This window comes from Paenibacillus xanthanilyticus (assembly GCF_042682185.1).
In the GTDB taxonomy this organism is placed as follows: domain Bacteria; phylum Bacillota; class Bacilli; order Paenibacillales; family Paenibacillaceae; genus Paenibacillus_Z; species Paenibacillus_Z xanthanilyticus.
The window spans coordinates 1907618-1931023 of the sequence record NZ_JBHUHA010000002.1 but is presented as its reverse complement, the minus strand read 5'-3'; the positions used below and the strand labels follow the sequence as shown (position 1 = coordinate 1931023).

Annotated in this window: 20 protein-coding genes; 19 read left to right on the top strand and 1 reads right to left on the bottom strand. The window is 60.1% G+C overall.

What is annotated here, in order from left to right; translation table 11 throughout:
* The first annotated feature begins 29 nt into the window (after positions 1 to 29).
* The 11 genes from ACFSKT_RS25815 to ACFSKT_RS25765 all read left to right on the top strand — a co-directional run bounded on the left by ACFSKT_RS25815 (position 30) and on the right by ACFSKT_RS25765 (position 9806).
* Entirely contained in the window at positions 30 to 1139 is a 1110-nt protein-coding gene (locus ACFSKT_RS25815; protein WP_377719510.1) for a CobW family GTP-binding protein, read from the top strand.
* Positions 1140 to 1240: 101 nt separating this feature from the next.
* The gene (locus ACFSKT_RS25810) at positions 1241 to 1768 is read left to right on the top strand and encodes a hypothetical protein (RefSeq protein ID WP_377719511.1); all 528 of its coding nucleotides are present in this window, start codon (positions 1241 to 1243) and stop codon (positions 1766 to 1768) included.
* Positions 1769 to 1903: 135 nt separating this feature from the next.
* Entirely contained in the window at positions 1904 to 2521 is a 618-nt protein-coding gene (locus ACFSKT_RS25805; protein ID WP_377719512.1) for an NUDIX hydrolase, read from the top strand.
* Positions 2522 to 2775: 254 nt separating this feature from the next.
* Positions 2776 to 3999 (top strand): LolA family protein, encoded by a 1224-nt coding sequence (locus ACFSKT_RS25800; RefSeq protein WP_377719513.1) that lies wholly within the window; start codon positions 2776 to 2778, stop codon positions 3997 to 3999.
* 277 nt (positions 4000 to 4276) lie between these two features.
* Complete coding sequence (gene alr / locus ACFSKT_RS25795) at positions 4277 to 5452, top strand: alanine racemase (RefSeq protein WP_377719514.1); 1176 nt, start codon at positions 4277 to 4279, stop codon at positions 5450 to 5452.
* Positions 5453 to 5731: 279 nt separating this feature from the next.
* The gene (locus tag ACFSKT_RS25790) at positions 5732 to 6013 is read left to right on the top strand and encodes a CopG family ribbon-helix-helix protein (RefSeq protein ID WP_148933367.1); all 282 of its coding nucleotides are present in this window, start codon (positions 5732 to 5734) and stop codon (positions 6011 to 6013) included.
* Positions 6014 to 6016: 3 nt separating this feature from the next.
* A complete protein-coding gene (locus tag ACFSKT_RS25785) occupies positions 6017 to 6367 on the top strand; it encodes a type II toxin-antitoxin system PemK/MazF family toxin (protein WP_377498458.1) in 351 nt (116 codons plus the stop codon).
* 221 nt (positions 6368 to 6588) lie between these two features.
* Positions 6589 to 7509, top strand: a complete 921-nt coding sequence (gene rbsK, locus ACFSKT_RS25780; RefSeq protein WP_377719515.1) for a ribokinase — start codon at positions 6589 to 6591, stop codon at positions 7507 to 7509.
* Between the two features lie 260 nt (positions 7510 to 7769).
* Entirely contained in the window at positions 7770 to 8393 is a 624-nt protein-coding gene (locus tag ACFSKT_RS25775) for a DUF4004 family protein (RefSeq protein ID WP_377719516.1), read from the top strand.
* Between the two features lie 16 nt (positions 8394 to 8409).
* Complete coding sequence (locus ACFSKT_RS25770) at positions 8410 to 9087, top strand: hypothetical protein (protein ID WP_377719517.1); 678 nt, start codon at positions 8410 to 8412, stop codon at positions 9085 to 9087.
* On the top strand, positions 9084 to 9806 hold the full coding sequence (locus tag ACFSKT_RS25765; protein ID WP_377719518.1) for a hypothetical protein: 723 nt from the start codon (positions 9084 to 9086) through the stop codon (positions 9804 to 9806). The genes ACFSKT_RS25770 and ACFSKT_RS25765 overlap by 4 nt, the downstream gene beginning before the upstream one ends.
* A 101-nt stretch (positions 9807 to 9907) precedes the next feature.
* On the opposite strand, the gene ACFSKT_RS25760 is transcribed toward ACFSKT_RS25765, so the two are convergent.
* A complete protein-coding gene (locus ACFSKT_RS25760; RefSeq protein ID WP_377719519.1) occupies positions 9908 to 10564 on the bottom strand; it encodes a hypothetical protein in 657 nt (218 codons plus the stop codon).
* A 1072-nt stretch (positions 10565 to 11636) separates the two neighbouring features.
* Here ACFSKT_RS25760 and ACFSKT_RS25755 point away from each other — a divergent pair.
* From ACFSKT_RS25755 to ACFSKT_RS25720, 8 genes are all read left to right on the top strand, one after another.
* The gene (locus ACFSKT_RS25755) at positions 11637 to 15587 is read left to right on the top strand and encodes a bifunctional 2',3'-cyclic-nucleotide 2'-phosphodiesterase/3'-nucleotidase (protein WP_377719520.1); all 3951 of its coding nucleotides are present in this window, start codon (positions 11637 to 11639) and stop codon (positions 15585 to 15587) included.
* A gap of 82 nt (positions 15588 to 15669) precedes the next feature.
* Entirely contained in the window at positions 15670 to 17217 is a 1548-nt protein-coding gene (locus ACFSKT_RS25750; protein ID WP_377719521.1) for an S-layer homology domain-containing protein, read from the top strand.
* Positions 17218 to 17479: 262 nt separating this feature from the next.
* Entirely contained in the window at positions 17480 to 18637 is a 1158-nt protein-coding gene (locus ACFSKT_RS25745) for a YhgE/Pip domain-containing protein (protein ID WP_377719522.1), read from the top strand.
* Between the two features lie 72 nt (positions 18638 to 18709).
* Positions 18710 to 19303: a TetR/AcrR family transcriptional regulator gene (locus ACFSKT_RS25740; RefSeq protein ID WP_377719523.1), complete on the top strand. Its 594-nt coding sequence runs from the start codon at positions 18710 to 18712 to the stop codon at positions 19301 to 19303.
* Between the two features lie 206 nt (positions 19304 to 19509).
* Complete coding sequence (locus ACFSKT_RS25735; RefSeq protein WP_377719524.1) at positions 19510 to 20229, top strand: SAF domain-containing protein; 720 nt, start codon at positions 19510 to 19512, stop codon at positions 20227 to 20229.
* Positions 20226 to 21068: a hypothetical protein gene (locus ACFSKT_RS25730; protein WP_377719525.1), complete on the top strand. Its 843-nt coding sequence runs from the start codon at positions 20226 to 20228 to the stop codon at positions 21066 to 21068. Before ACFSKT_RS25735 ends, ACFSKT_RS25730 begins: the two co-directional genes overlap by 4 nt.
* Entirely contained in the window at positions 21065 to 22450 is a 1386-nt protein-coding gene (locus tag ACFSKT_RS25725; RefSeq protein WP_377719526.1) for an ATPase, T2SS/T4P/T4SS family, read from the top strand. The genes ACFSKT_RS25730 and ACFSKT_RS25725 overlap by 4 nt, the downstream gene beginning before the upstream one ends.
* Complete coding sequence (locus ACFSKT_RS25720) at positions 22447 to 23379, top strand: type II secretion system F family protein (protein ID WP_377719527.1); 933 nt, start codon at positions 22447 to 22449, stop codon at positions 23377 to 23379. Before ACFSKT_RS25725 ends, ACFSKT_RS25720 begins: the two co-directional genes overlap by 4 nt.
* Positions 23380 to 23406 lie beyond the last annotated feature (27 nt).

Below are 23406 nucleotides of genomic sequence, written 5' to 3'. Positions count from 1 at the left end.
CACGGCCGCCAGGGGAAGAGGGGAAAGGCATGAATCGACAGCTTCATCATAAGCAAGGGGAGCGGAGCATTCCCGTGCATCTGTTGTCCGGCTTCCTCGGCAGCGGGAAGACGACGCTGCTGAACCGGGTCATCGACTACTACCGGATGGCGGACGTGAAAGCGGCCGTCGTCATGAACGAGATCGGCGAGGTGAATCTCGACGGGCAGGTTATCGGCGGAGACGTGCCAATGGCCGAGATGCTAAGCGGCTGCATTTGCTGCTCGATGAGCGGCGATTTGGCGATTGAGCTCAAGAAGCTGGTCGACGATCACCGGCCCGAGGTCATACTGATCGAGGCGACCGGGGCGGCCAATCCGATGGAAATTATCGACGCCGTGACGGAGACGTCGATGTACGAGCGGATCGAGCTTCGCTCGGTCGTCACCGTCGTGGACGGACCGGAGCTGCTGGCGCGCAGCCGGCGCGGGGGCCGAACGTTCAAGCTGATGCAGGAGCAAATCCGATGCGCGACCGACTTGGTGGTCAACAAGTCCGATCGGCTGGAAGCCGAGGAATTAATCGAGGTGCAGCAGCTGGTCCGGGAGCTGAACGCCTACGCGCCGCTGACGGTGACGACCCGCTGCGAAATGGATTTGAGCCCATTCGATGCGGACGGCGGCGAGCCGGCCAGCCGCTCTCATGACGGGCATATTTGCGGAGCGAGCTGCGCGCACGAACATCCGAAGGGAGATAAGGCGGGATTAGACGCTTTGGCGAACACCGCGGAGAAGGCGGCGCATGTGCATGATGAAGCGTGCGGACATGATCACGGCGCTTGCGCCCACGGACATGGCGATTCCTCCGATGGACATGTCCACGTCTCGCATGCCCACGTCATGGCGTTGACGCATTATTTGGATGCGCCGGTCGATTCGCATGCGTTCGAAGCATTCGTCAAGGGATTGCCGGACAATGTGTATCGGGCGAAGGGGATCGTCACGCTGAAGGAGACGGGCAGCCGCTTTCTGTTCCAGTTCGCGTACCGGGAGCTGGAGCTCATGCGCATTACGCCGCAAGGGGACGTGAAGGACGTAGCGGTGTTTATCGGCGAGCACTTCGACAAGCAGGCGGTATTGGCGGGGCTGGCGCAAGTATAGAGCGCCGATGCCTGTTGCGCGGAAGGACTATGTCCGGGGAGGTTTGGACAGACTACCAAATGTTGGCCATCCCAAACGCGCAAAAGGAGTGTCAGACCCTCATGTATACGTGGACGAAAACATGCGTGTCCGCGGCCGTGGCCGCGATGCTATTATTCGGCGGCGCATCCGCGTTCGCGGCGCCGCAGGCGCCAGAGGCGGCGAAGGAGCCGCTGATGAAGACCGAGCGATTCGAAGATTACGCGGACGAGCGCGGGAAGGCGATGCAAGGCGAGCATCACCGCCATGGCGCGAAGCGACTGAAGGAAGCGGCGGAATACTTTGGCATCCAGACCGAAGGCAAGACGGCCGAGCAGCTGCGCGATGAGCTGAGGAAGGTCCGTCAGGAGCAGCCGGAGAAGTGGGCGAAGTTCAAGGCCGAGCATAAAGCGAAACGGCTAACCATGCTGCAAGCGGAAGCGAAGCGATTGGGCATCGCGACCGAAGGCAAGGACTTGCGCCAGCTGCACAAGGAGGTGCGCGAGGCGCGCCGAGCAGAATGCGAGAAGGCGAAGAAGCTGGGCAAGGAAGCAGGGAAAGCCGCAGGGCAAGACACGGGCGCGAAGGCGAGCGGCCGTACGCAGGCGTAATGGATGTGCGCCGACTAGTTTAGCTCTTGCGGCGTCTGTGATATGCTTGTCCACAGCGCCAACACCATCGAAGACCCCGCACAACGCGCGCTATGCCGGTGTGCGGGGTCTTTGTCAATGAGGAGGAGAGGAACCATGCCGAAGTGGCTGGAGTGGGCCAAGCAGATTCAGGCGATCAGCCAGACGGGACTGGCCTATGGGAAGGATATGTACGATATCGAGCGGTTCGAGATGCTGCGCGACTTAAGCGTGGAGATCATGCAGACGTACACGGAAGCAGGCGAGGAGAAAATCCGCGAGCTGTTCGCAAACGAAACCGGCTATGCGACGCCGAAGGTGGACGTGCGAGGCGTCGTGCTGAACGAGGACGGCGCCATGCTCATGGTGCGCGAGCTGGCGGACGGCGCCTGGTCGCTGCCGGGCGGCTGGGCGGACATCGGGCTGTCGCCGAAGGAAATCGCGGTGAAAGAGGTGCGAGAGGAATCCGGGTACGAGGTCGAGGCGGTGCGGCTGCTCGCCGTGCTGGACAAGAAGTTCCACGATCATCCGCCTTCGCCGCATCACGTCTATAAAATCTTCATCTTGTGCCGATTGACCGGCGGCGCCGCGCAGATCGGCCTGGAGACGACGCAGGTCGGCTTCTTCGCGCAGGACGCGCTGCCCCCGTTGTCCGTCGAGCGCAATACGGAGCGCCAAATTCAAACGATGTTCGAGCTGGCGCGCGGCGAGCGATCGGACGTCCTGCTGGACTAATCTTATCCCTATACTTCTAGATCGCAGCAATCACAGCTTAACCGCCGGCCGCCGGCGGTTTTTTGGCGTGCCGCCGGAAATGCTCGTCTAACCCGCCTCGGCTGCGACCGCGCGACCCCCGCGGCTGCGCTTCAATTGGGCCAAGCCGGAGCTCGTCAATCTAGTCCGCATAAATGTCCAAGTCCCCTCATAGATATCTTAGCAGTCGAGTGTACACGGCTAAGCCAACATTATGATTAAGGGGTGGAGAGTTCATGCGTCGTCGAATCAGTCTACTAGCAGCCGTTCTATTATGCCTTACGGCACTGCTCGCCGCATGCGGCGGCACGAAGGACGCGGATACGGTCGTCAAGGATTTGGACAAAGTCGTCAACAGCCTGGATAGCTATCACGGGAAAGGCACGATGACGCTCAATACCGGGCAGCAGCCGCTGGAATACCAAGTGGACGTGCAGTACCAAAAACCGAATTACTATCGCATCGAACTGACGAATGCGAAGCGCGACATCACGCAGATCGTGCTGCGCAACGACGAAGGCGTCTTCGTGCTCACGCCGCGCCTCAATAAAGTGTTCCGTTTCCAAAGCGACTGGCCGCAAAACCAAGGCCAAGTGTACTTGTACCAGACGCTCGTCTCGAGCATTCTGCAGGACAACAGCCGTCAATTCGCGGTCGATAAGGAAAATTACGTGTTCGACGTCATGGCGAATTACCAGAACGGATCGCTGGCCCGCCAGAAAATCTGGCTCGATAAAGACTACCGTCCGCTTCAGGTCGAAGTCAGCGACACGAACGCGGCGGTCATGGTATCCGTGAAATTCAACGAGTTCGATTTCGACTCGAAACCGGATAAGAGCGTCTTCGATACGAAGCAAAACTTGAGCGGCTCGAGCAAACCGTCCACGGTGCAGCCGGAAGACGGCGATGCGGCGGCCCAAGGCAACAACGCCGATCAAGCGACGGGCAACACGCCGGCGGATTCCGGCAACGCGGACGATACGGAAGGCAGCGCGAGCGGCAATGCCGCTGGCGAAGAGCCGGCCGAAGACACGATGGCGCCTGCAGAGGGGGAGACGATCCCGGATACCGCGGCGGATAACGGCGAGCAAGCGACGAAGGACAATTTGGCGGCGGCGCTCGATCCGCTCTATCTGGGGCCGGAGCCAATGGCACTGCAGGATTCCAACGATATCGTATTCGGCGGCTTGCCGGGCGTCATGGACCGTTACTCGGGCGCGACGTACGACTTTACGCTGATCAAGACGCAGCCGCGCGATATGGCCGCCTCCTCCATGGGCGAAGGCCAAATGGTCGATCTCGTCTACACGGTGGGCGAGCTGATCGGGGACGAGGAAAGCCCGCAGCGCACGATCGTCTGGACATACGACGGCATTCAATACCGCCTCACGAGCGGCACGCTGCCGGAGACGGAACTCGTTCGCATCGCGCAGTCCGTTCAAGGCGAAATGACGAAATAACATGGAGTGACGACGCAACAATTTCCAGCTCCGAACACGGCCGCACGCCGCCTCGTTTCATTGACGCCGCCTGCCGATGGGTATAACATAAAGAACGATAGGTTGGTCGAGATGTCAGAGCGGCCCAAGGCGGTTCTCTGATGGATCAGAAGCTTCCGCGCCTTGGCAAGGGCAACCGCTCATAGGAATCGGCGCGGGGAATCGCACCCGCGCCGCTTTCTTTTGATCGCTGCGGCAAGCGCGCGAAGGAAGCGTGAAAGAGGAGAAGGTGGAGCTGGTGAACGCATACTATCGCCCGACATGGGCTGAAATTTCGCTGGACGCGCTGCGGCGCAATCTGCAGGCTTTCCGCGCGGCGCTGCCCCCGGGCATGCGCCTCATGGCCTCGGTGAAGGCCAACGCATACGGGCATGGCGCCGTGGAGACGGCCAGGGAAGCGGAGTTATGCGGCGTGGATTATTTGGGGGTTGCCTTCCTGGACGAAGCGCTTCAGCTGCGCAGGGCGGGCATTGCCGCGCCGATTCTCGTCCTGGGCTACGTGCCGCCGGAGGGTCTGGCGATCGCGCGCGAGATGAATATTTCGGTCGCGTTGTTCCGCGACGACGTGCTGGCCGCGGCTTCCGCGCTGCCGAAGAGCGGCAGGAAGCTGCGCGTGCACATCAAGATCGACACGGGCATGGGACGGCTCGGACTTCCGCCCGGTCCGGCGGCGATCGCTTACGTGGAGCGGGCGCTCCGCGAGCCGGGATTGGACGTCGAAGGGCTGTTCACGCATTACGCGCGCGCCGACGAGACGAACAAAGACTATACCGCCCTTCAATACGAGCGGTTCCGCTCGCTCATGCAGGAGATGGAACGCCGCGGCCTTCGTCTGCCGATCGTGCACGCGGCCAACACCGCCGCCGGCATGGATACGCCGGAATGGGCGGGCGGCATGGTGCGCTTGGGCATCGGCATGTACGGGTTATACCCTTCGGCGGAAGTGAACAAGACTCGCATCGCGTTGGAGCCCGTCATGTCGCTCAAGACGCGCGTCGTGATGACGAAGCAGGCGCCTCCGGGCTGGGGAATCAGCTACGGCACCCGTTATTTCACGGCGGGCGAGGAGCGGATCGGCACGGTGCCGATCGGTTATGCCGACGGCTACAGCCGGCTGCTGACCGGCAAGGCCGAAGCGCTCGTGCGGGGGGTGCGCGTCCCGGTACTCGGGACGATCTGCATGGATCAGTGCATGATCGCGCTTGATCCGGCGACGATGAACGGCGAGCCGGTCGAGCCGGGCGAGGAAGTCGTGCTGATCGGCAGTCAAGGCGGCGAGGCCATTACGGCCGAAGAGATCGCAGGGAAGCTCGGCACCATTAATTACGAAGTGACCTGCATGATCGCCAACCGGGTCCCGCGCGTCTATTTGCGCGGCGGGCAACCGGCGAACGTGATGAATCCACTCGTTTAAGCTGATTCTGTCAGATATTACCGACGCCGGCATTCGCGTTCGGAAGAGGATTTCCGCCTTTTTGCGCGAATATGTAGGAAGCACCAAGTATGGATACGGGAACTGGTTTTGTTTTGCCGCGCCCATCGGATTGGACGCCTGGGACGACTTCATTGGTATATCAACGTGTGCAGCATACAGGCAATACGGGCCGCATACTATGAATGGTGTATATTTAACAGGGAACGAAGAAATACTGATAGTGCGCTTTTTTGGAAATGTTTTTGGAGGTGCGAGTTGGTGGCCAATATGCAGAACACCAAGAGGATCATGATCAGTTTGCCGGATCATTTGCTGGAGGAAGTGGACGGGATCGTCGCCAAGGAAAACTCGAACCGCAGCGAATTCATTCGTCAAGCGATGAAGCTTTACTTGATCGAGCGCAAAAAGCGCCAGATTCGCGAATCGATGCAGCGCGGATATATGGAGATGGCCAAGATTAACCTTGGCATGGCATCGGAGGCTTTTCAAGCGGAGGAAGACGCGGGCGATACGCTCGGCCGACTCGTAAGCGGGGTGTAGAGCTTGATCGTTAAACGCGGCGATGTGTTTTTTGCGGACTTATCCCCGGTTGTCGGTTCCGAGCAGGGGGGCGTTCGCCCGGTACTGGTCATACAGAATGATATCGGCAACAGGTTCAGTCCGACGGTAATCGTGGCGGCCATCACGGCTCAGATCCAGAAGGCGAAGCTGCCGACCCACGTCGAGATCGACGCGGCGTCGCATGGCTTTGACCGCGATTCGGTCATCCTGCTTGAGCAGATACGCACCATCGACAAGCAGCGGCTGACCGACAAAATCACGCATCTGGACGACGAGACGATGCACAAAGTGGACGAAGCGCTTCAGATCAGCGTCGGCTTGATCGACTTTTAATACGTGCGGCAGTTCGAAGCCCGCTTGCCTTGGCGTTATGCGCCGGGGCGGCGGGCTTTGCTGCATGCAGGAGCCGCTGTCCGCCAGGGAGCCTTGGTCGTGCATCTGTCCTCATGAACGTGATTTCCATCCTTGGCGAGAGCGCTTTCGTCTTAGTTGAATGTTCAGCCGTGAACGGCTAAGATGAAGGGATAGTACAGCTGTGGAGAGGAACGAGTGTCATGGGCAAAATCGTAGTCATTGGCAGCATCAATATGGACGTGGTCAGCCATGTGGAGCGGCATCCGCTGCCGGGCGAGACGATACATGGATCGAATACGGGCAACTACCCGGGCGGCAAGGGCGCGAATCAGGCGGTCGCGGCTTCGCGCTCCGGAGCCGAAGCGGCGATGCTCGGCGCCGTCGGGGAGGACGCATTCGGCCAAGCGCTGATCGCCTCGCTTCGCGATAGCGGGGTAGACGTCGCGCCGGTGCTGCGCAAGGCGGGGACGTCCGGATTGGCGTTCATCGCGGTCAGCCGGGAAGGCGAGAACACGATCATCCTGTCGGCGGGCGCGAACGGACAGCTCCTTCGCGGGGACATTGAAGCCGCGCGGCAGGTTTGGGCCGACGCATACGCGATTCTGCTGCAGAACGAGATTCCTTGGGAGACGACGCGCTTCGTCATGGAGCAAGCGGCTGCCGCAGGCGTGAGAGTCTACGCCAATCCCGCGCCGGCGCTCCGGCTGCCGGATGACGTATTCCCGTGGATCGACACGATCATCGTGAACGAGACCGAAGCGGGCATCGTGACCGGGCTTACGGTGACGGACGCCGGCTCGGCGGCCGAGGCGGCAGAGGAATTGCTCCGACGCGGCGTGCGCGCCGCGATCGTGACGCTTGGCGAGAAGGGCTGCTACTACCGCGCGGCGGACGGGACGGAAGTGATCGTGCCGGCGTTCCGCGTGGAGCCGAAGGACACGACAGCGGCCGGCGACACGTTCATCGGCGCGTTCGCGGCCGAGCAGTCCCGGGGCGGCAGTGCCGAAGCGAGCCTGCGCTTCGCGGCGGCGGCGTCCGCGATCGCCGTGACGCGTGAAGGCGCGCAGACGTCGATCCCGACGCGGGAAGAGACGCTGGCGTTCCTGCGGGAACGCGCATAATAAGAGCGGGAGAATCCCGGACAGAGCTGCGCCAGGCGCGGTGCTGTCCGGGATTTTTTTTGCGCCCTCGGCGAGTCTTGCGCGAAAATTCGGTCTGCAGACCGAGCGCATATTCATCCCCGCGCAGGTCCAGCTGGAGAAGGAAGCGTCATATAATGCGTAATAAAGAGGCATTCGCGGGCATATGGAATGCCATGGGCGCACCGGCTTCGAGAGCGTAACAATGTTTTGTTACGGGGCTGGCGATGGAGGGGAGCGGGATGGAACCGGAGTTGATCTCCAAGAAGGAGCTGCTCGCAATCACGGGCATCTCCTACGGACAGCTTTACCGCTGGAAGCGCAAGCAGCTGATTCCCGAGTCGTGGTTTATCCGCCGATCGGCCTTTACGGGGCAGGAGACGTTTTTCCCGAAGGGGCTCGTGCTGGCGAGAGTGCGGCGAATCCTCGAGATGAAGGAGGATCTGTCGCTCGACGAGCTGGCGGAGAAATTCGCGCCGGAGCTCCAAGGGCTGATGTGGCACCGGGAAGAACTCGCCGCCCGCCGAATCGTCTCCGAGCAGACGCTCGGCATGCTTCATGCGGTTGGAGCGGCGGACGGACGCGTGTCGTTTCGGATGCTATTCGCGTTGTATGCGGCCGAGAAGCTGCAGCGTCATGAACGGTTGCCGCCGGCAGAGCAGCACGCGCTGCTGCAGCTGCTTAAGGCGGAAGGGCCGGTGAGGGAAGACGAGGAAAAGGAAGTGCTGTGGGTGCGCAAGGCGGGCGTCTCGGTGTTCCTCATCGTGCCGATCGGAGGCGAGACGCGTGTCGAGAGCGGTGCGCGTTTGGCGGGGAGGCTGAGGCTTCGGGATTGTTTGCAGGAGTTGACCAACAAGCTTGCATAAGGGGGCAGAGAATAGGATGCTGGCCGAACCATTCGATTTGACGTTAAGCGGGATCACCCGCGCGGCGGGAGGCACCTACCGAAGCATCAAGATGGACGGCGTCTGCAAAATTGACGGCGATGTCCGAACCGAGGGGATGGCGATCAGCGGCGTCGGCAAGGTGTACGGCGGCGTCGAGACGCGGCTGTTCGAAGCGGCGGGCCACGTAACCGTCGCGGGGTCGCTTGCGGCGGAGCAGATGCGCCTGGAAGGGCAGTTTACGCTGCGGGGCGGTCTTCGCGCGGACAAAGCGGAGCTGAACGGGGCGCTAAAGATAGGCGGAAATTGCGAAGCCGAGGAGATCGTGTTGAACGGGTGGATTCGCGTCGGCGGTATGCTGAATGCGGGGCGGATCGACATCGGGCTCATCGGCTCGTCGAAGGCGCAGGAGATCGGCGGGGGCAGCATTGAAGTGAGGCGGGCGGAACGCGGCGCTTGGGCTCATCTGCTGCAGCGCGTCATACCGGCGTTCGACCCGGCGCTAGAGGCGCGGATGATCGAAGGCGACGAGGTGCGGCTGGAAGCGACGACGGCGGCGGTCGTGCGCGGCGATCGGGTCGTCATCGGGCCGGGCTGCTCGATCGGCCGGGTCGAATACCAGACGGAATTAATTGTCCATCCCAACGCGAACGTGAAGGAGCGGGTACAGGTATGAGCATGAAACCATGGAAAGAAGGCGCGGGCTTCGTCTATCCCCCTGCGTCGGTCCGCGGGAGAAGGCTGAAAATCATGGGAACGGGCGAATCGCTGGGCGGCGCGTTCGAGACGGTCGGGATTATGGGCGAAGGGATCGTGCACGGTGATCTGCAAGCAGAGGAATTCAAAGCGATGGGATCGTGCCGGGTGAATGGATCGGCGGATCTGCGGAAGGGACGTATTCAAGGCGAGCTGACCGTGGAAGGCTCCTTGCGCGCGGAGGTCTTCAAGGGGCTTGGGCAGTTAATGGTCCGAGACGGCATTGCGGCGGGAAGGCTGAAGGTGCAAGGACACCTGGAGTCCGGGGCATCTTGCGAGGTCGACGAGGCGGAGCTCAGCGGAGGCTTCCGGATCGGCGGTCTGCTCAGCGCAGATCGGCTGGACATTAACCTGTACGCACCGTGTCAAGCGAAGGAGATCGGCTGCGACCGCATCGAAGTGAAGCGCAGCCGGATTATGGATCTGAAACGCCGCTTCACCTCGACCGGACCATCGGTGCTGAAGGCGGAGCTCATCGAGGGCGACGAGCTTCGGCTGTCCTACACCGAAGCGGCCGTCGTGCGGGGCAATCGCGTCATGATCGGTCCGGGCTGCGTCATCGGGCGGGTGGAGTACGCGCAGACGCTGGAGAAGAGCCCGGGAGCATTCGTCGGAAGCGAGATCAAGCTCGGATCATGATGCCCTTTCGCCCGGATAGCGGTGGAACGGAATGTTAATAAAGGACCGGAAGCGCGGCTTCCGGTCCTTTTCATATTTTCCAGCCTATGCGCAGTTCGTGACTAGGACAGGTTCACCGTCGTAATCTGCTCGGGGCCATTCTCGCCGGCGTGGTAGATGCCGACCGTGCCGTCCGCGTTCTCGATGACCGCATAGGGGCAGCAGTCGAACAGAAGCAGGCCTCTCAGCTTGCCCGTCATTTCGAACGATTTATGATGCCCCTTCTTCAGATCGCCGAAATCGTTGGCCGTATACACCTCGACTTTGCCGCCGACCTGCTGGGCGAAGTGGTGGCCCGTCCGCGTGACGTATTTATTCGCGGCTTTGGTCAGGATGCGGCCGCAGAAATATTCCTCGATATTGTTGTTCTCTTTGCCTTTGGCGAATTCCGGCCACAGATCGCTGAACACGAGGAGCTCGCCTTTGTTCTGGACGACTACCATCGGCACCTGCATTGGTCCGTATTCGACCACGAACAGATCCTTCAGCGTACCGTTATGGAATTTGCCGTTCGTCTGGAAGAGCTGCCCCTTCTCGTCATGAACGGATACTTTATTGCCGACTTGAAGCGCGGCGAAGGCGCCGTCGGTCAGCAGCTTCGCGGCAGTCGTTTTGGCTGGCGCTGCGGCGGGGGCGGCCTCGCTTGCGGCGGAAGCGGCTGGAAGGGCGATGGCGGATGCAAGGAGAAGCGCGGTCAACATCGGGGTCACTTTTTTCATGGGGGATCATTCCTTTTCGATTGATGTTTTATGAATCACTGGTTCGACCCATGCCGGGGTAGCCGCTGGTAAGGGCAGTATCGCCTTGGCGGCAGCAGGGGCGCCATTGATTGCCTGGGGGGATCGTCCAGCGGAGAGGGCTGCTTGCGTATCGCCTTCGATCACTGAACCTAGGGTAGCTAAGACAGGTTTAAGAGCGGGCGCCAGAGCAGACACAACACGCGGCCGTGGAATCGGCGAATCCGGCTGTTAAGGCGAGAGAGATCGCTGTCCTTCGTTTGGGTGCGGCGAACGGATTTAACAGCGGTTTCGCAGATTTCGGGGGGAATCCTAATACTGGAACGGAAGACAAGCGATTCCGGGGACAAACAGAAGATGGGTGCGGCAAACAGCGTCAACGCAGCTTAGCGTGAAGCGCGATGGGCGATTGGCGATGGGCGAAAGAATTCCTGAATGGAAAAACATGTGGGGTCAATAGCGTACCGTGGGCTCGATGACGGGCGTGCACGGGTTGCGAAGTACAATCGCAGAGCGGTATACCGAGGCGTGAAGCTGTCTTACGGGACCTATTTTGCCATATCGTTCCTAATCAGGCAAGAGTTTATCCAGTATGACATTGTCATTAGTTTTGTCATGATTTGGAGTAGGCCTATGATGCTTCAAGCGGGAGAGTAGCGAAGCTTTTATGGAAGCGGGACGTCGGATGCGGGACTTCGGCCGGATGGTTTAGAACATTCGGTGCACGGAAGAACGGCATTTGATGGAGGGATAGGCCTTTACAAAAGGTTTATATGCAGAAAAAACAACCCTGAATCATCCCTTTAAATATTCAAGGCTTTAAAGGTTTACGCCATTAATTCAACTAATATTTGTTAAAAACGACCTCTGTCTTGAACCAATGTTCAATTCCTTCTTATCCCAAATGAACCTTTTGTTCGCTAAACTTGCCGCGTGCCATGCGAAGCCGATGGGGATGAGCGTCTTTACTTCTTCTGCACGAATTCTTAAATTGGGCTTTACAATATTTCTGTTATATTTCCTGTAGATCATACGAAAGGTGGATTACTAGGAAATGAGATGGATACAGAAGAGAATGACGCGGTCCGCGCTGGCTGCTTCCCTTCTCGCCGGCTTTTTGGCATCACCTTACGTGACGACGCCGGTGCGCGCGCAGACGGCGCTGGAGCTGGGGGTCGTCACCGTTCAGGCGGCTTCGGGCGCAGCGGCAGAGAGCAACCGGGCGTTTACGATCACGAACCCGACATTCAATACGTCGGAAGGCACCATGGCGAGCGTCATTGTTTCTCCGACCGGCATCGCGCATGCGGGCGAAGAGACCGTTATTTTCGAACTGTTCGACGGCACGACTCCGGTTGGCATTGCCGCGATGACGCAGGACATTACGGGCAGCGAGAAAATGACGGCCCACTTTAACACGACGGGCGGCAATCTGTCGATCAAAGTGTTCGTCGTCGACGGCTACAGCGGTAAATTGACCGACGTCGGCAGCAGTCTCGCCGATCCCCTCACGATTTCCGGCACTACCGGCACCGGCGCCGACCTGAAAGTTAGGATCATGGAGACGACGGACGTTCATACCAATTTCATGAACTATGATTACTATAAAGACGCGACCGCGGATACGGTCGGTATCGTGAAGACGGCCACGCTCGTGAAGCAAGCGCGCGCCGAAGCGAAGAATACGCTGCTGGTGGACAACGGCGACTTGCTGCAGGGCACGCCGCTCGGTACCTATATGGCGAAGGTGAAGCCGCTTGCGGACGGGCAGGTTCACCCGGCTTACAAGGCGATGAACCTGATGGGGTATGACATCGCCACGTTCGGCAACCATGAGTTCAACTACGGGCTGGATTACCTCGACGAGGCGATCGACGACGCGAAATTCCCGTACGTCAACGCGAACGTCTATGTCGACGACCACGACGCGGATCCGAATAACGACAAGAACAAATATAAGCCGTACCAGATCATGGAGAAAACGTTCGTCGACGAGAGCGGCAAGAACCAGACCGTGAAGATCGGCTTCCTCGGCCTGGTCACGCCGCAAATCATGGACTGGGACAAAGCCCATCTCGACGGCAAGGTCATTACGAAGGATATCGTCGAGACGGCGAAGAAATTCGTGCCGCAAATGAAAGCGGAAGGCGCGGACATCGTCGTCGCGCTCACGCACTCCGGCTTTAACCGTTCGGCAACGGCCGGCTCGGGCGCCGAGGACGCGATCTACCCGCTCAGCGAAGTAGCCGGCATCGACGCGATTACGTTCTCGCATACGCACAAAGTGTTCCCGGCGGCGGACGTGAAGTCGCTTGACGCCCTGTTCAAAGATGCTTCCGGCAACGTGCTCCCGGGCGTGGATAACGTCAAAGGCACGATCAACGGCAAAGCGGCCGTGCAAGCCGGCTTCGGCGGGGCCAACCTCGGCATCATCGACCTGACGCTGACCAAGCAAGCAGGCAAGTGGGTCGTCAAGAACTCGCAATCCTCGACCAAAGCGATCTATGACACCGTAGGCAAAAAGCCGCTGGTCGACGCGGATGCCGCGATCGTCGAAGCGATCAAGGACGAGCACGCTGCCACGAAGGTGTACGCGAACCAAGCGATCGGCACGACAACGGCGCCAATCTACAGCTATTTCGCGCTTGTCCAGGACGATCCGTCCGTACAGATCGTAACGGCCGCGCAGAAGTGGTACGTTCAGAAGGTGCTGAACGAGAAGAATTCGCCGGACAAAAACCTGCCGATTCTGTCCGTCGGCGCGCCATTCAAGGCCGGACGCAACGGCCCGACGGAATACACCGATATCAAGGCGGGCGGACTTGCCATCAAGAGCGCCAGCGACCTGTATCTGTACGACAATACGCTGAAGGCGGTCAAGGTGAAGGGCTCCGTCGTGAAGGAATGGCTGGAGATGTCCGCCGGCATGTTCAATCAGATCGACGCGTCCAAGACGAGCGAACAAGCGCTGCTCAACGCGTCCTTCCCGGTCTACAACTTCGACGTCATCGACGGCGTGACCTACCAAGTCGACGTGACGAAGCCGGCGAAATACAAAACGGACGGCACGATCAACGACGCGGCTTCCAGCCGGATCATCAACTTGCAGTTCGACGGCAAAGCGATCGACCCGAACCAAGAGTTCATCGTCGTCAGCAACAACTACCGCGTCGGCGGGGGCGGCAACTTCCCGGGCGTGAAAGGCTCGACGCTCGTCGTGGACTCCGCGGACGAGAACCGTCAAGTACTGATGGATTACATTACGGAGCAGAAGACGATCAACCCGTCCGCGGACAAAAACTGGTCGATCGCGCCGATCGCGGCAGATGTGAACGTAACCTTTACGTCCGCGCCGTCCGCGAAAGAATATTTGGCTGCCAACCCGAACATTACGGATACGGGCAAGACGGACGAGAAGGGCTTCCAGATCTATAAGCTGGCTCTTAAAGGCGGAACGACGCCTCCTCCGACCGGCAACGTGAAAGTAAAGCTGCTGGGCATCAACGATTTCCACGGCCAGCTCGATTACTCCACGACGGCCGGCGGCAACGTGCTGGGCGGCGCGCCGTACTTGGCCACGTATCTGAAGCAGCTGGAGCAATTGAACCCGAACAACACGCTGCTCGTGCATAACGGCGATGCCGTGGGCGCAAGCTCGCCGGTGTCGGCGCTCGATCGGGACAAGCCGACGCTCGATTTCTTGAAGCTGCTCGATTTCGACGTCGCCTCGCTCGGCAACCATGAGTTCGATCAGGGCATTCCTGCGCTTCTGGCCCAACTGGATGGCGGACAAGATCCGATCAACACGGCGATTACGCATGAGAAAACCGACATCGAATACGTGAGCGCGAACGTCATTCGCAAAGCAACGAACGAACCGTTGATTAAACCTTACGTCGTGAAAGAAATCGGCGGCGAGAAAATCGGCTTCATCGGCGTCGTGACGATGCTGACGCCAGGCAAAGTGTCGCCGTCCGCGCTCGAGCCGGTCAACATCGTCGAGCAGGCGCCGGTCGTGAACAAGGCCGTCGAGGAACTGAAGAAGCAAGGAATTAAGGCGATCGTCGTGCTTGCGCACGATCCGGCTTCTCAGAACAGCACGACGGGAGCGATTACTGGCGAAGCGGCCGATCTGGCCAACGCGGTGGATGACGAAGTGGACGTTATTTTCGCCGGCGACAACCACGCCAAGGTGAACGGGCTCGTCGACAACAAGCTCATTTTCCAAGCGTACTCGTACGGTACGGCGTTCGCGGACGTCAACCTGGAGATCGATCCGGTTACGCACGACATCGTGAAGAAGGAAGCGACGGTCGTCGACGTGAAGCAAGCGGGCGTAACGCCGGATCCGGCCGTTGCCGCCATCATCGATGCAGCCTTGAAGCGCCATCCGGAGCTGTCGCAGCCGGTCGGCAAGACGGACAAGGCCATTACGAAGGCGAACGCGTACAATCAAGAAATCGAGCTCGGCAACCTGATCGCCGACGCCATGAAGGATGCCATGTCGGCGGACTTCGCGTTTATGAACCCGGGCGGCATCCGTGCGGATCTTCCGCAAGGCGAAGTGAAGTACTCCGACCTGTTCCGGATTCAGCCGTTCGGCAATCAGCTGGTCAAGATGACGCTGACCGGCGCGCAAGTGAAGACGCTTCTTCAGCAGCAATGGGGCGAAGCCGCGTCCGACACGAAGACGCTGCAAATCTCCGGCTTGAAGTATACGGCCGACTTCAGTAAGCCGATCGCCGAGCGCGTTACCGTCCTGACGAAGGAAGACGGGACGGCGATTACGGATACGGCGGAATACACGGTCGTCGTCAACAACTTCATGGCGGCGGGCGGCGATAATTACAAAGTATTGCCGCTGGGCAAAAATCAAATGGCCGGCCCGACGGACATCGATGCGTTCTATAATTACGTGCTGAAGACGTTCAATCGCGGGACGATCGCGTCCAGCCTGAAAGGCCGCATTACGAATATCAATGTTCCAGCCCCCGTAACCCCTTAACGCTTGTCATGCAGCAAGCGTGCCCGAGCCGGAAGGCGATCGCCCCCGGCTCGGGCTGCCTAACAGAAAGGAGCCACACAAGTTGAGAAGCAAAGCGATTGTTCGCACAGCCCTGGCGCTGACGCTTGCCCTTCCGGTCGCCGCGCCGGCTGCCGCGTACGCGGATTCGGCGGTAACGGCGGCGGCGAGCACGACCATGGATAGCATTTCAAACCCGAGGACGGGCGAAAATGTCACGATTGCAGGTACCACGAACGCCCCAGAAGTCATTGTGAAGGTCATCGCCCCGAACGGGACGGTCTTGTTCTATGACATTGTCGCGCCGAGCGCGGGGCGTTATAGCGTATCCTTCAAGCTGCCGACGACGGCTTCTGCCGGCAGCCAGTATCAAGTCGTAGCCGGTCAAGGAACCGCGGTTGCGACCGGCACCTTCACGGTGCAGTCCAGCGGAGGCACGACGTCTCCGCCGCCAGCGGGCACGCCAACTTCGCCGACCACGCCGCCGGCTGCCGTCGGCAAGGTAGAGTTCAAGCTGACCGACATTGCCGCTCCGGCTAACGGCATTGCCACGGTGGACGCGAGCAAAGCTTCTATCGAGGGCGCGCAGATCGTGCTGCCGATCGGTGCGAGTCAGACTGTGGGCAGCAACGCCCTCGCGATCAAACTGTCCTCCGGCACGGTGACGATTCCGTCCGAGGTATTGGGCGCGTTGTCGACGCTGGCGGGTTCGGACGCGAAGGCTTCCATCGCGCTCGGCGTCAGCCAACTGTCCGATAGCGAAGCGGCCGCCGCGATCGCCAAGGCGAAGGTGCCTGGCGCTCAGATGGCGCCGCAGGGCCAAGTGCTGGCGTTGACGCTCGGCGTCGTGCTGGCCGACGGCACGACGAAGCCGCTCACCGCGTTCGCCAAGCCGATCAAGCTCCAGCTTCAGCTGGCGGTCGGCGCGGATGTCGGCCTTTCGGGCATCTATTACATCGCCGACAACGGTACGGTCGAATATATCGGCGGCACCGTGCAGGGGACGACGATTACGGCGGAAGTATCGCACTTTAGCCAATACGGCGTCTTCTCGTACGCGAAGAATTACGCCGACCTTCCGTCCGCCCACTGGGCATCGCGCGCCGTGCAGGAGCTGACCGCCAAGCATGTCGTGGAAGGCATCGCCGCGGACAAATTCGGGCCGAACGCGGCCGTGACGCGCGCCGAGTTCCTGACGATGGTCGTCAGACAATTCGGACTGGAAGCAAGCGGTCCATCGCCGTTCAGCGACATTCAGACGGGCAGTTGGTACGCCGATGCCGTCGCGGCCGCGTACGCCAACGGCATGGTCGAAGGCACCGGTACGGGCAAGTTCGAGCCGAACAAGACGATTACGCGCGAAGAGATGGCGGTCATGATCGCCCGCGTCTACGAGAAGCAGGGCGGCCAGGCTACCGGCGGCCAAACGCAGGTATCCGGCTTCGCGGATGCCGCCTCCATCAGCAAGTGGGCGCTGGAGGACGTCGAAGCCGCGGTGAAGTCCGGGCTCATGAACGGCAGCAAGGACGGGCGTTTCGCGCCGCTGAGTAAAGCTTCCCGCGCGGAAGCGGCTCAGGTGCTGTACAACCTGCTGCACAAGACGCAGGCATAAGCGATTCATCCCCCTAACGGACTGCAGGCATACCCTGCAGTCCGTTATTATTTTTTGGGGGAAAATAAATTGAAAGCGCCTAAGCAAGGATGCAACTTGCAGTTCCTTGCCTTGCAACACCTGTTGTACAGCACATGCATACGCGATTAAACTCCGTCGTTGACAAGACAAGCCGCGCGGCGCTATAGTAACAAAACAGACATTTAAAACGATTGTTTAAAACAAATGTTTAAGCGATTGTAAAAGAGGAGTGGGAGCACGAATGGGAAACGTACTGAAGGCGTTTTTAAGCAAGCCGACGACTAAGGTCGGCATCATCACGGCGCTTATGTTCCAAGTCATCTTTGCGTTGATTTGGATGACGGGGTATAGCGGGGTGTCCGATCCCGAGCGATTGAAGCAGTTGAACGTAGGGATCGTGGCGCTGGATACGGCGATGGGACCGCAAATCGCGGAGCAGCTGAAGCAGTCGCTGCCGGTGACGACGTTAACGGTCGCGACGGAGGAGGAAGCGGCGCGGATGCTGAACGACCGCGAACTCCAGATGGTGGTGACGATCCCGGCGGATTTCAGCAAGGCTGCGTCGTCGCAGGAAGGCACAGCCGCCATCCGATATTACATTAACGAATCGAATCCGCAGATGATCAAGAGCGTCATGAATTCCATGGCCGCCCAAATTACGTCGACGGTGAACAAAGTCGCCGTGACGCAAGGCGTGCAGGCGGTGCTGACCGGCGCCCAATTCCCGGCCGAACAGGCGGCGGGCGCCGCAAGCGCGCTGTCGGAGCGAGTAACCTCGGATATTCAATACTCGAACGTCGTGGACGGGATGAACAACCAGATGGTGCCGATGATGCTCGTGCTGGCCTCTTATGTCGGCTCGATGCTCCTGGGGATGAACCTGCAGCAATCGTCGATGATGCTGGCCGGCTCCTTCGGACGCTGGCAGCGTTTCGCCGCCCGCTGTATCATCAACGTGGCCGCGGCGGTCATCGTCTCGCTGGTCGGCTCCTCGCTGGTGCTTGCGCTTGGCGGCCAATCCAGCCACGGCTTCCTGGCGATGTGGGGCTTCCAGGCATTGTTCGTCCTGACCTTCATGTTCCTCGCCCAGCTGTTCCTGCTGCTATTCGGCATGGGCGGCATGTTGTTCAACATCATCATGCTCTCGATCCAGCTCGTTTCCTCCGGCGCGATGATGCCGCGCGAGCTGCTGCCGGACTTCTACCACGCGATCAGCGTCGTTTTCCCGGCTACCTATGCGGTGGAAGGGCTGATGGATTTGCTGTTCGGCGGACCGGGCGCGGGCGGCGCGGTGCTGGGCTTGATCGTCATTGCAGCGGCGTCGCTGCTGCTCGGGGCGGGCGCCGTGGCGCTTCGCAAAGGCCATGCTCCTCAGCTGGCTCCCGCGAAAGCGGCTTGATTGGCTCTTCGAGACAGGCTTGCCAATCTGACCTCCGCCCGTTCATAATATTAGCAACAGGAGGAGAGCGGAATGCGAGCGGAAGAACCCGATGTGAAGATGCGGCTGCTGAAGGCGGCCAAGCGGTTGTTTGCGAGGCAGGGCTATGAAGGCACGAGCGTGCGCCAAATTTGCGAGGAAGCGGGCGCGAACGTCGCGCTCGTCTCCTACCATTTCGGCGGGAAGGAAAATATGTTTCAGGCGCTATTCGAAACCTTCTTCCCGCATGCGCAGATCGCGGAATTCACCAAGACGCAGTATGACCCGGTCGAGGGGCTGCGGACGATCATCCGGGAAGTGATGCTCTTCCATCAGGAAGAGCCGGAGATGATTATCTTGCTGAATCAGGAGATCGCTATGAATTCGCCGCGGATCGAGGTCATCCGGCGCAACGCGAATCCGGTCTGGCTCCAGCTTAAGGAGATGCTGCGCGAGGGCAGGGAGAAGGGCGTTTACCGGTTCCGCTCGTTGGACCATACGCTGATGACGGTGCTGGGCAATATTTTATTCCACAAGCAGCGGAACTATTTCACCCCGATCTTAAGCGGCGAGCCGCGCGACCCGATGGCGGATATCGAAGATACGATCGCCTATGTGCTGCGGGGGCTTGAGTATAACGGCGACTAAATGAGTAAAGTTACATGAACGAACAAATAATGACAAAATTTGAGTTCCATATATAGACAGCATTTGCGTTGTCTGCTATGATGAATTCAAATTCCAACGAAACATAATAGCGAACGGCTATGCGAAGAACGCAAGCAGGGCGATGTGCCCGGCTGCGTTCTTTTTTTGTTGCCGCTTAATGCCGTTCGCGCGAAAGAGGTGCGACCATGAATAGAAAACGAAACGCGACCATAGCGGTAACGGCTGCGGCGCTGTCGGCTCTGCTCGTTTACGGCATCTATATGCTGCAGCTGAGGCAGATCCGCTTCCAGGAGACGATCGCCGTCGTCGTGCCGAAGCGCTTCATTCCGGCAGGCGAACGAGTAACGGCGGATATGGTGGAGTCGATCCCCATTGCGAAGGCTTCCTTTCGGGCGGATATGGTTCGCGATGCGGGCGAGGTGATCGGCATGGAGTCGGTCGTCCCGCTCGGCCACAGGGAGCCGCTGCTCGCTTGGAAGTTCGACCGGTACCGACTGATGCCCGCGAAGGCGGAATCGACATTCCAAATTCCGAAGGAGTACGTGCTCTCGGTGGCCAGCGGCATCCGCGCGGGGGACAAGGTGTTCCTTTACGCCACCGGCAAAGAAGCGGATACCCGGAAATTGTTCGCGGAGGCGGTCACGGTAGCTTCGGTCCGCACGTCGGCGAATGTCGAGATCGATGATCCGGACAACCCGCACTTGTTTGCCATGGCGGAAGGGGACCTCGAGAATATGTACGCTTCCAGGCGCAGCGCGAACGGCGCGATCGACGCGGTGAACTTGAATTTGACCGAAGCGCAGTGGCTGGAGCTCGATGCGCTCTGCCGTGCCGGCGAACGCAGGCTTGTCATCGCGTTCTCGTCCGATTCGCTTGCGGTGGAGGAGCAGGGGGAGACGCCATGAGCACGCAATCCTCGCTTGCCGCATTCGTCGGGACGACGCCGAATATCGGGACGACGCTCGCAGCCTTCTCGGCGGCGTATCGGCTGGCGGAGTCGTATCAAGGACGCGTCGGATACTTGTGCCTCAATCTGAAGAGCGCCAAGATTCACCGGTATCTCGGCATCGACGGGCCGGTCGTGGCGCTCGACGATCTGCGGCCGGAGCTTCGAAGCCTGTCGCTGACGCCCGGCAAGCTTACGCAATCGATGCTGCAGGTTCGAGGGGCTTCGCTTCATGTGCTGTTCGGCAATACGATGCGGGATCAGGCGGAATTTTATCGGCCCGAGGAGATCGATCATTTGCTGGAGAACGCGCACGCGGCGTTTGACATCGTCATCGCGGACGTGGGCGCTTACTGGGATAACGCGGCTACGGTGTGCGCGCTGCGGCGCGCGCATACGCGGGTGCTGACCACGACGCCGGCGCTGTCCCACTTTCAAGAGGATGGCCAGCGCTGGGCGAAGCAGCTATCGCCGCTGTTCGGCATCCCGGGCGATGCTTACGAGGCGCTCGTGATCCGGCATCCCGGCATGGACGCCGGTTACCAAACCAAGGATATTTGCAAAGAGATGGGAGTGTCTCTAATGGGGGAGTTCAAAGTGAGTCCGTCGCTGCTAGGGGAGCTGGACAGCGGGAAAATCGACGAGTGGCTGGCCCACGACGAGCAAGGGCGGACAGCGATGGCGGCCGAAGCGGGCAGCCTCGCGGCTAGACATGGCCTGAAGCGGCGGCCGATGATGGCGGTGCAGCCTTGGTACAAGCGGCTCGTCGCCCACCGCAGCGGGAAGAGTCTGTCGTGACGGGGCAGGAACGATTCTCGCCGGCTGCGTTCTCCGCCCAGCTTCGCCTGGAAGATGCGCAGGAGCAGAGCAGCATGGAACTGGAAGCGAGGGGGCAGCGGGACTTTCAGCGTCTGGCTGAAGACGTGCGGACTTACTTGGCGATGCCGCGGGGCGAGACGGAGGAGGAGAAGCGCGCGTACAACGAGCGCTTGAACCGGGCTGTGCTCGGGTACGCCGAGGAACGAGAGCAGATACTGGCGGTCATCGCCGATCGGCTGCTGCGCCAGCGCGCCCACGAAATCGCCGGCTACGCCCATCCTTACGGTTCGCTGGCCGAGGCGCTGTTCGCGGAGGTCATCGGCATGAGCGTGCTGGAGCTGGTGCTGCGGCAGCGCGAGGGTTTAGAAGAAATTCAGGTCGTCGGCACGCGCATCTTCGAGGTGCGAGGCGGCATCAGCCGGATTTCCGAGTATGCGTTCGACGCCGAGCGCGACGTGGAACGCATTCAGCAGAATCTGGTGCTGTACAACAATGACCGGATTAATCCGCGCAAACGATGGGCAGAGGTTATGCTGCGCGACGGCACGCGGGTAACGATGACCGGCTTCGGCTTCACCTCCCAGCCGACGCTGACGCTGCGTTTCTATACGGCGCGGGAATACAACTTGAAGTCGTTATGCGAACCCGCGTACGGCACGATGAATGAGACGATTCGGCAGATGTTGGCGGCGATTCTGCGGGCGAGGTTCAATCTCGTCTTGATCGGCCCGACGAACTCGGGCAAGACGCATCTGATGAAGGCGCTCATCGGCGAGCTTCCGGACGAGGAGCGGCTCATTACGATCGAGAGCCGGCATGAGTTGATGCTGCGGCGCGACTTCCCCAGCAAGAACGCGGTCGAATACGAGACGGACGAAGAGGACGCGATGCACCGCGCGCCCCAAGCTTTCAAGCTCGCGCTGCGGCAGTCTCCAGAACGGATTATTCATGCCGAGATTAGGGACGAAGATGCCAATATCTACGTGCGAGCCTGCACGCGCGGACATCAAGGCAGCATGACGACGGTGCACGCGAACGCGCTGGAGGACGTGCCCGAGGCGATTACGGATATGTGCATGCTGGATGGACGTGCGATGAACCCTGAGCGGCTGACGAAACGGATTGCTGAATACGTGACGCAGATCGGGATCGAGATGCGGCTCTCCGGAGGCAAGCGGAGAGTGGCTCGGCTGGCGGAGATCGGCTATGACGAAGGGAAGGTTTGCGTACGCGATTTGGCCGTGTTCGACGAGCGCGTCGGGGATTGGCGCTATCCCGAGGGACCTTCCGACCGGGCGCGGCGCCGTCTGAGCGAATACGGGACGAGCTTTCCCGAAGGGGCGGGGGAGGGGCAGCGATGAGCATCGAGCTTGTCTTATTGTGGGTAGTCTTGTTTCTATTCTTGGGGCTTTTGCTCGGCGTTGTCATTCATTCGTTGTCCACCCGTTCGGTTATATACAACCGGCTTGCGCATCGGCGCGAGAACAAGCTGGGCGCCCGTTTCGTCCGGCAGCTCCGGCGGGCCGAGCGGCCGTATCGCCACGTGGACGAAATGCTGGAGGCGCTGTCGCTCGGCATTGCGCCCGAGGCGGTGTTCGGGGTGACAGCGCTGCTGTTCATAGCCGGCCTTGCGTTCGGCGTCATGGTGTTTCACGGCGTGAAAGGCACGCTGCTGCTGACCGGCATGCTGACCGCGCTGCCGTACACCTTGCTCTGGACGATGCTGATGCACAGACGGATGCAGACGCGGTCCGATTTTCTGCCGGCCTTGGAGCTGTTCTATCAATGCTGCCTCATGAACGGCGGCCGGCATATCCGCTCCGCGCTGCATCGAACCGTCGAGGAGAAGCGCCTGCTCGGCCCGATGCAGCTGGTGTTCGAGCAGTTGTACCGGAATTTGTCCGTGCGCGGGGACGACGAGGCCAGCCTGCGCATCTTCGCGTCCTCGCTGGGCCACATTTGGGCGGATTACTTTATTCAAATCGTGCGCGCGGGACTTGCGGAAGGCTATCCGATCACGGACAGCTTGAAGGATTTGATCGGGGATATGCGCAAAGCCAGACGCGCCAACCAGCAGGAGCGAAACAAGCTGTTGGAGATTCGGATGGCCAATTTCACGCCCGTGTTGTTCCTCGCGCTGTTCATGTACATTAACTTCCGATATAACCCGGATAATGCCTACTTGTATTACGTGAGCGATCCGAAAGGACGGGACTTGATCCTGAACGCGGTTGTGCTAATGTTCGTGTCGTTCTTGATGGGGTTATGGCTGTCGAGGAAGAAATTATGACGAGGGCAGGTGGAGGAGGGTGACGGA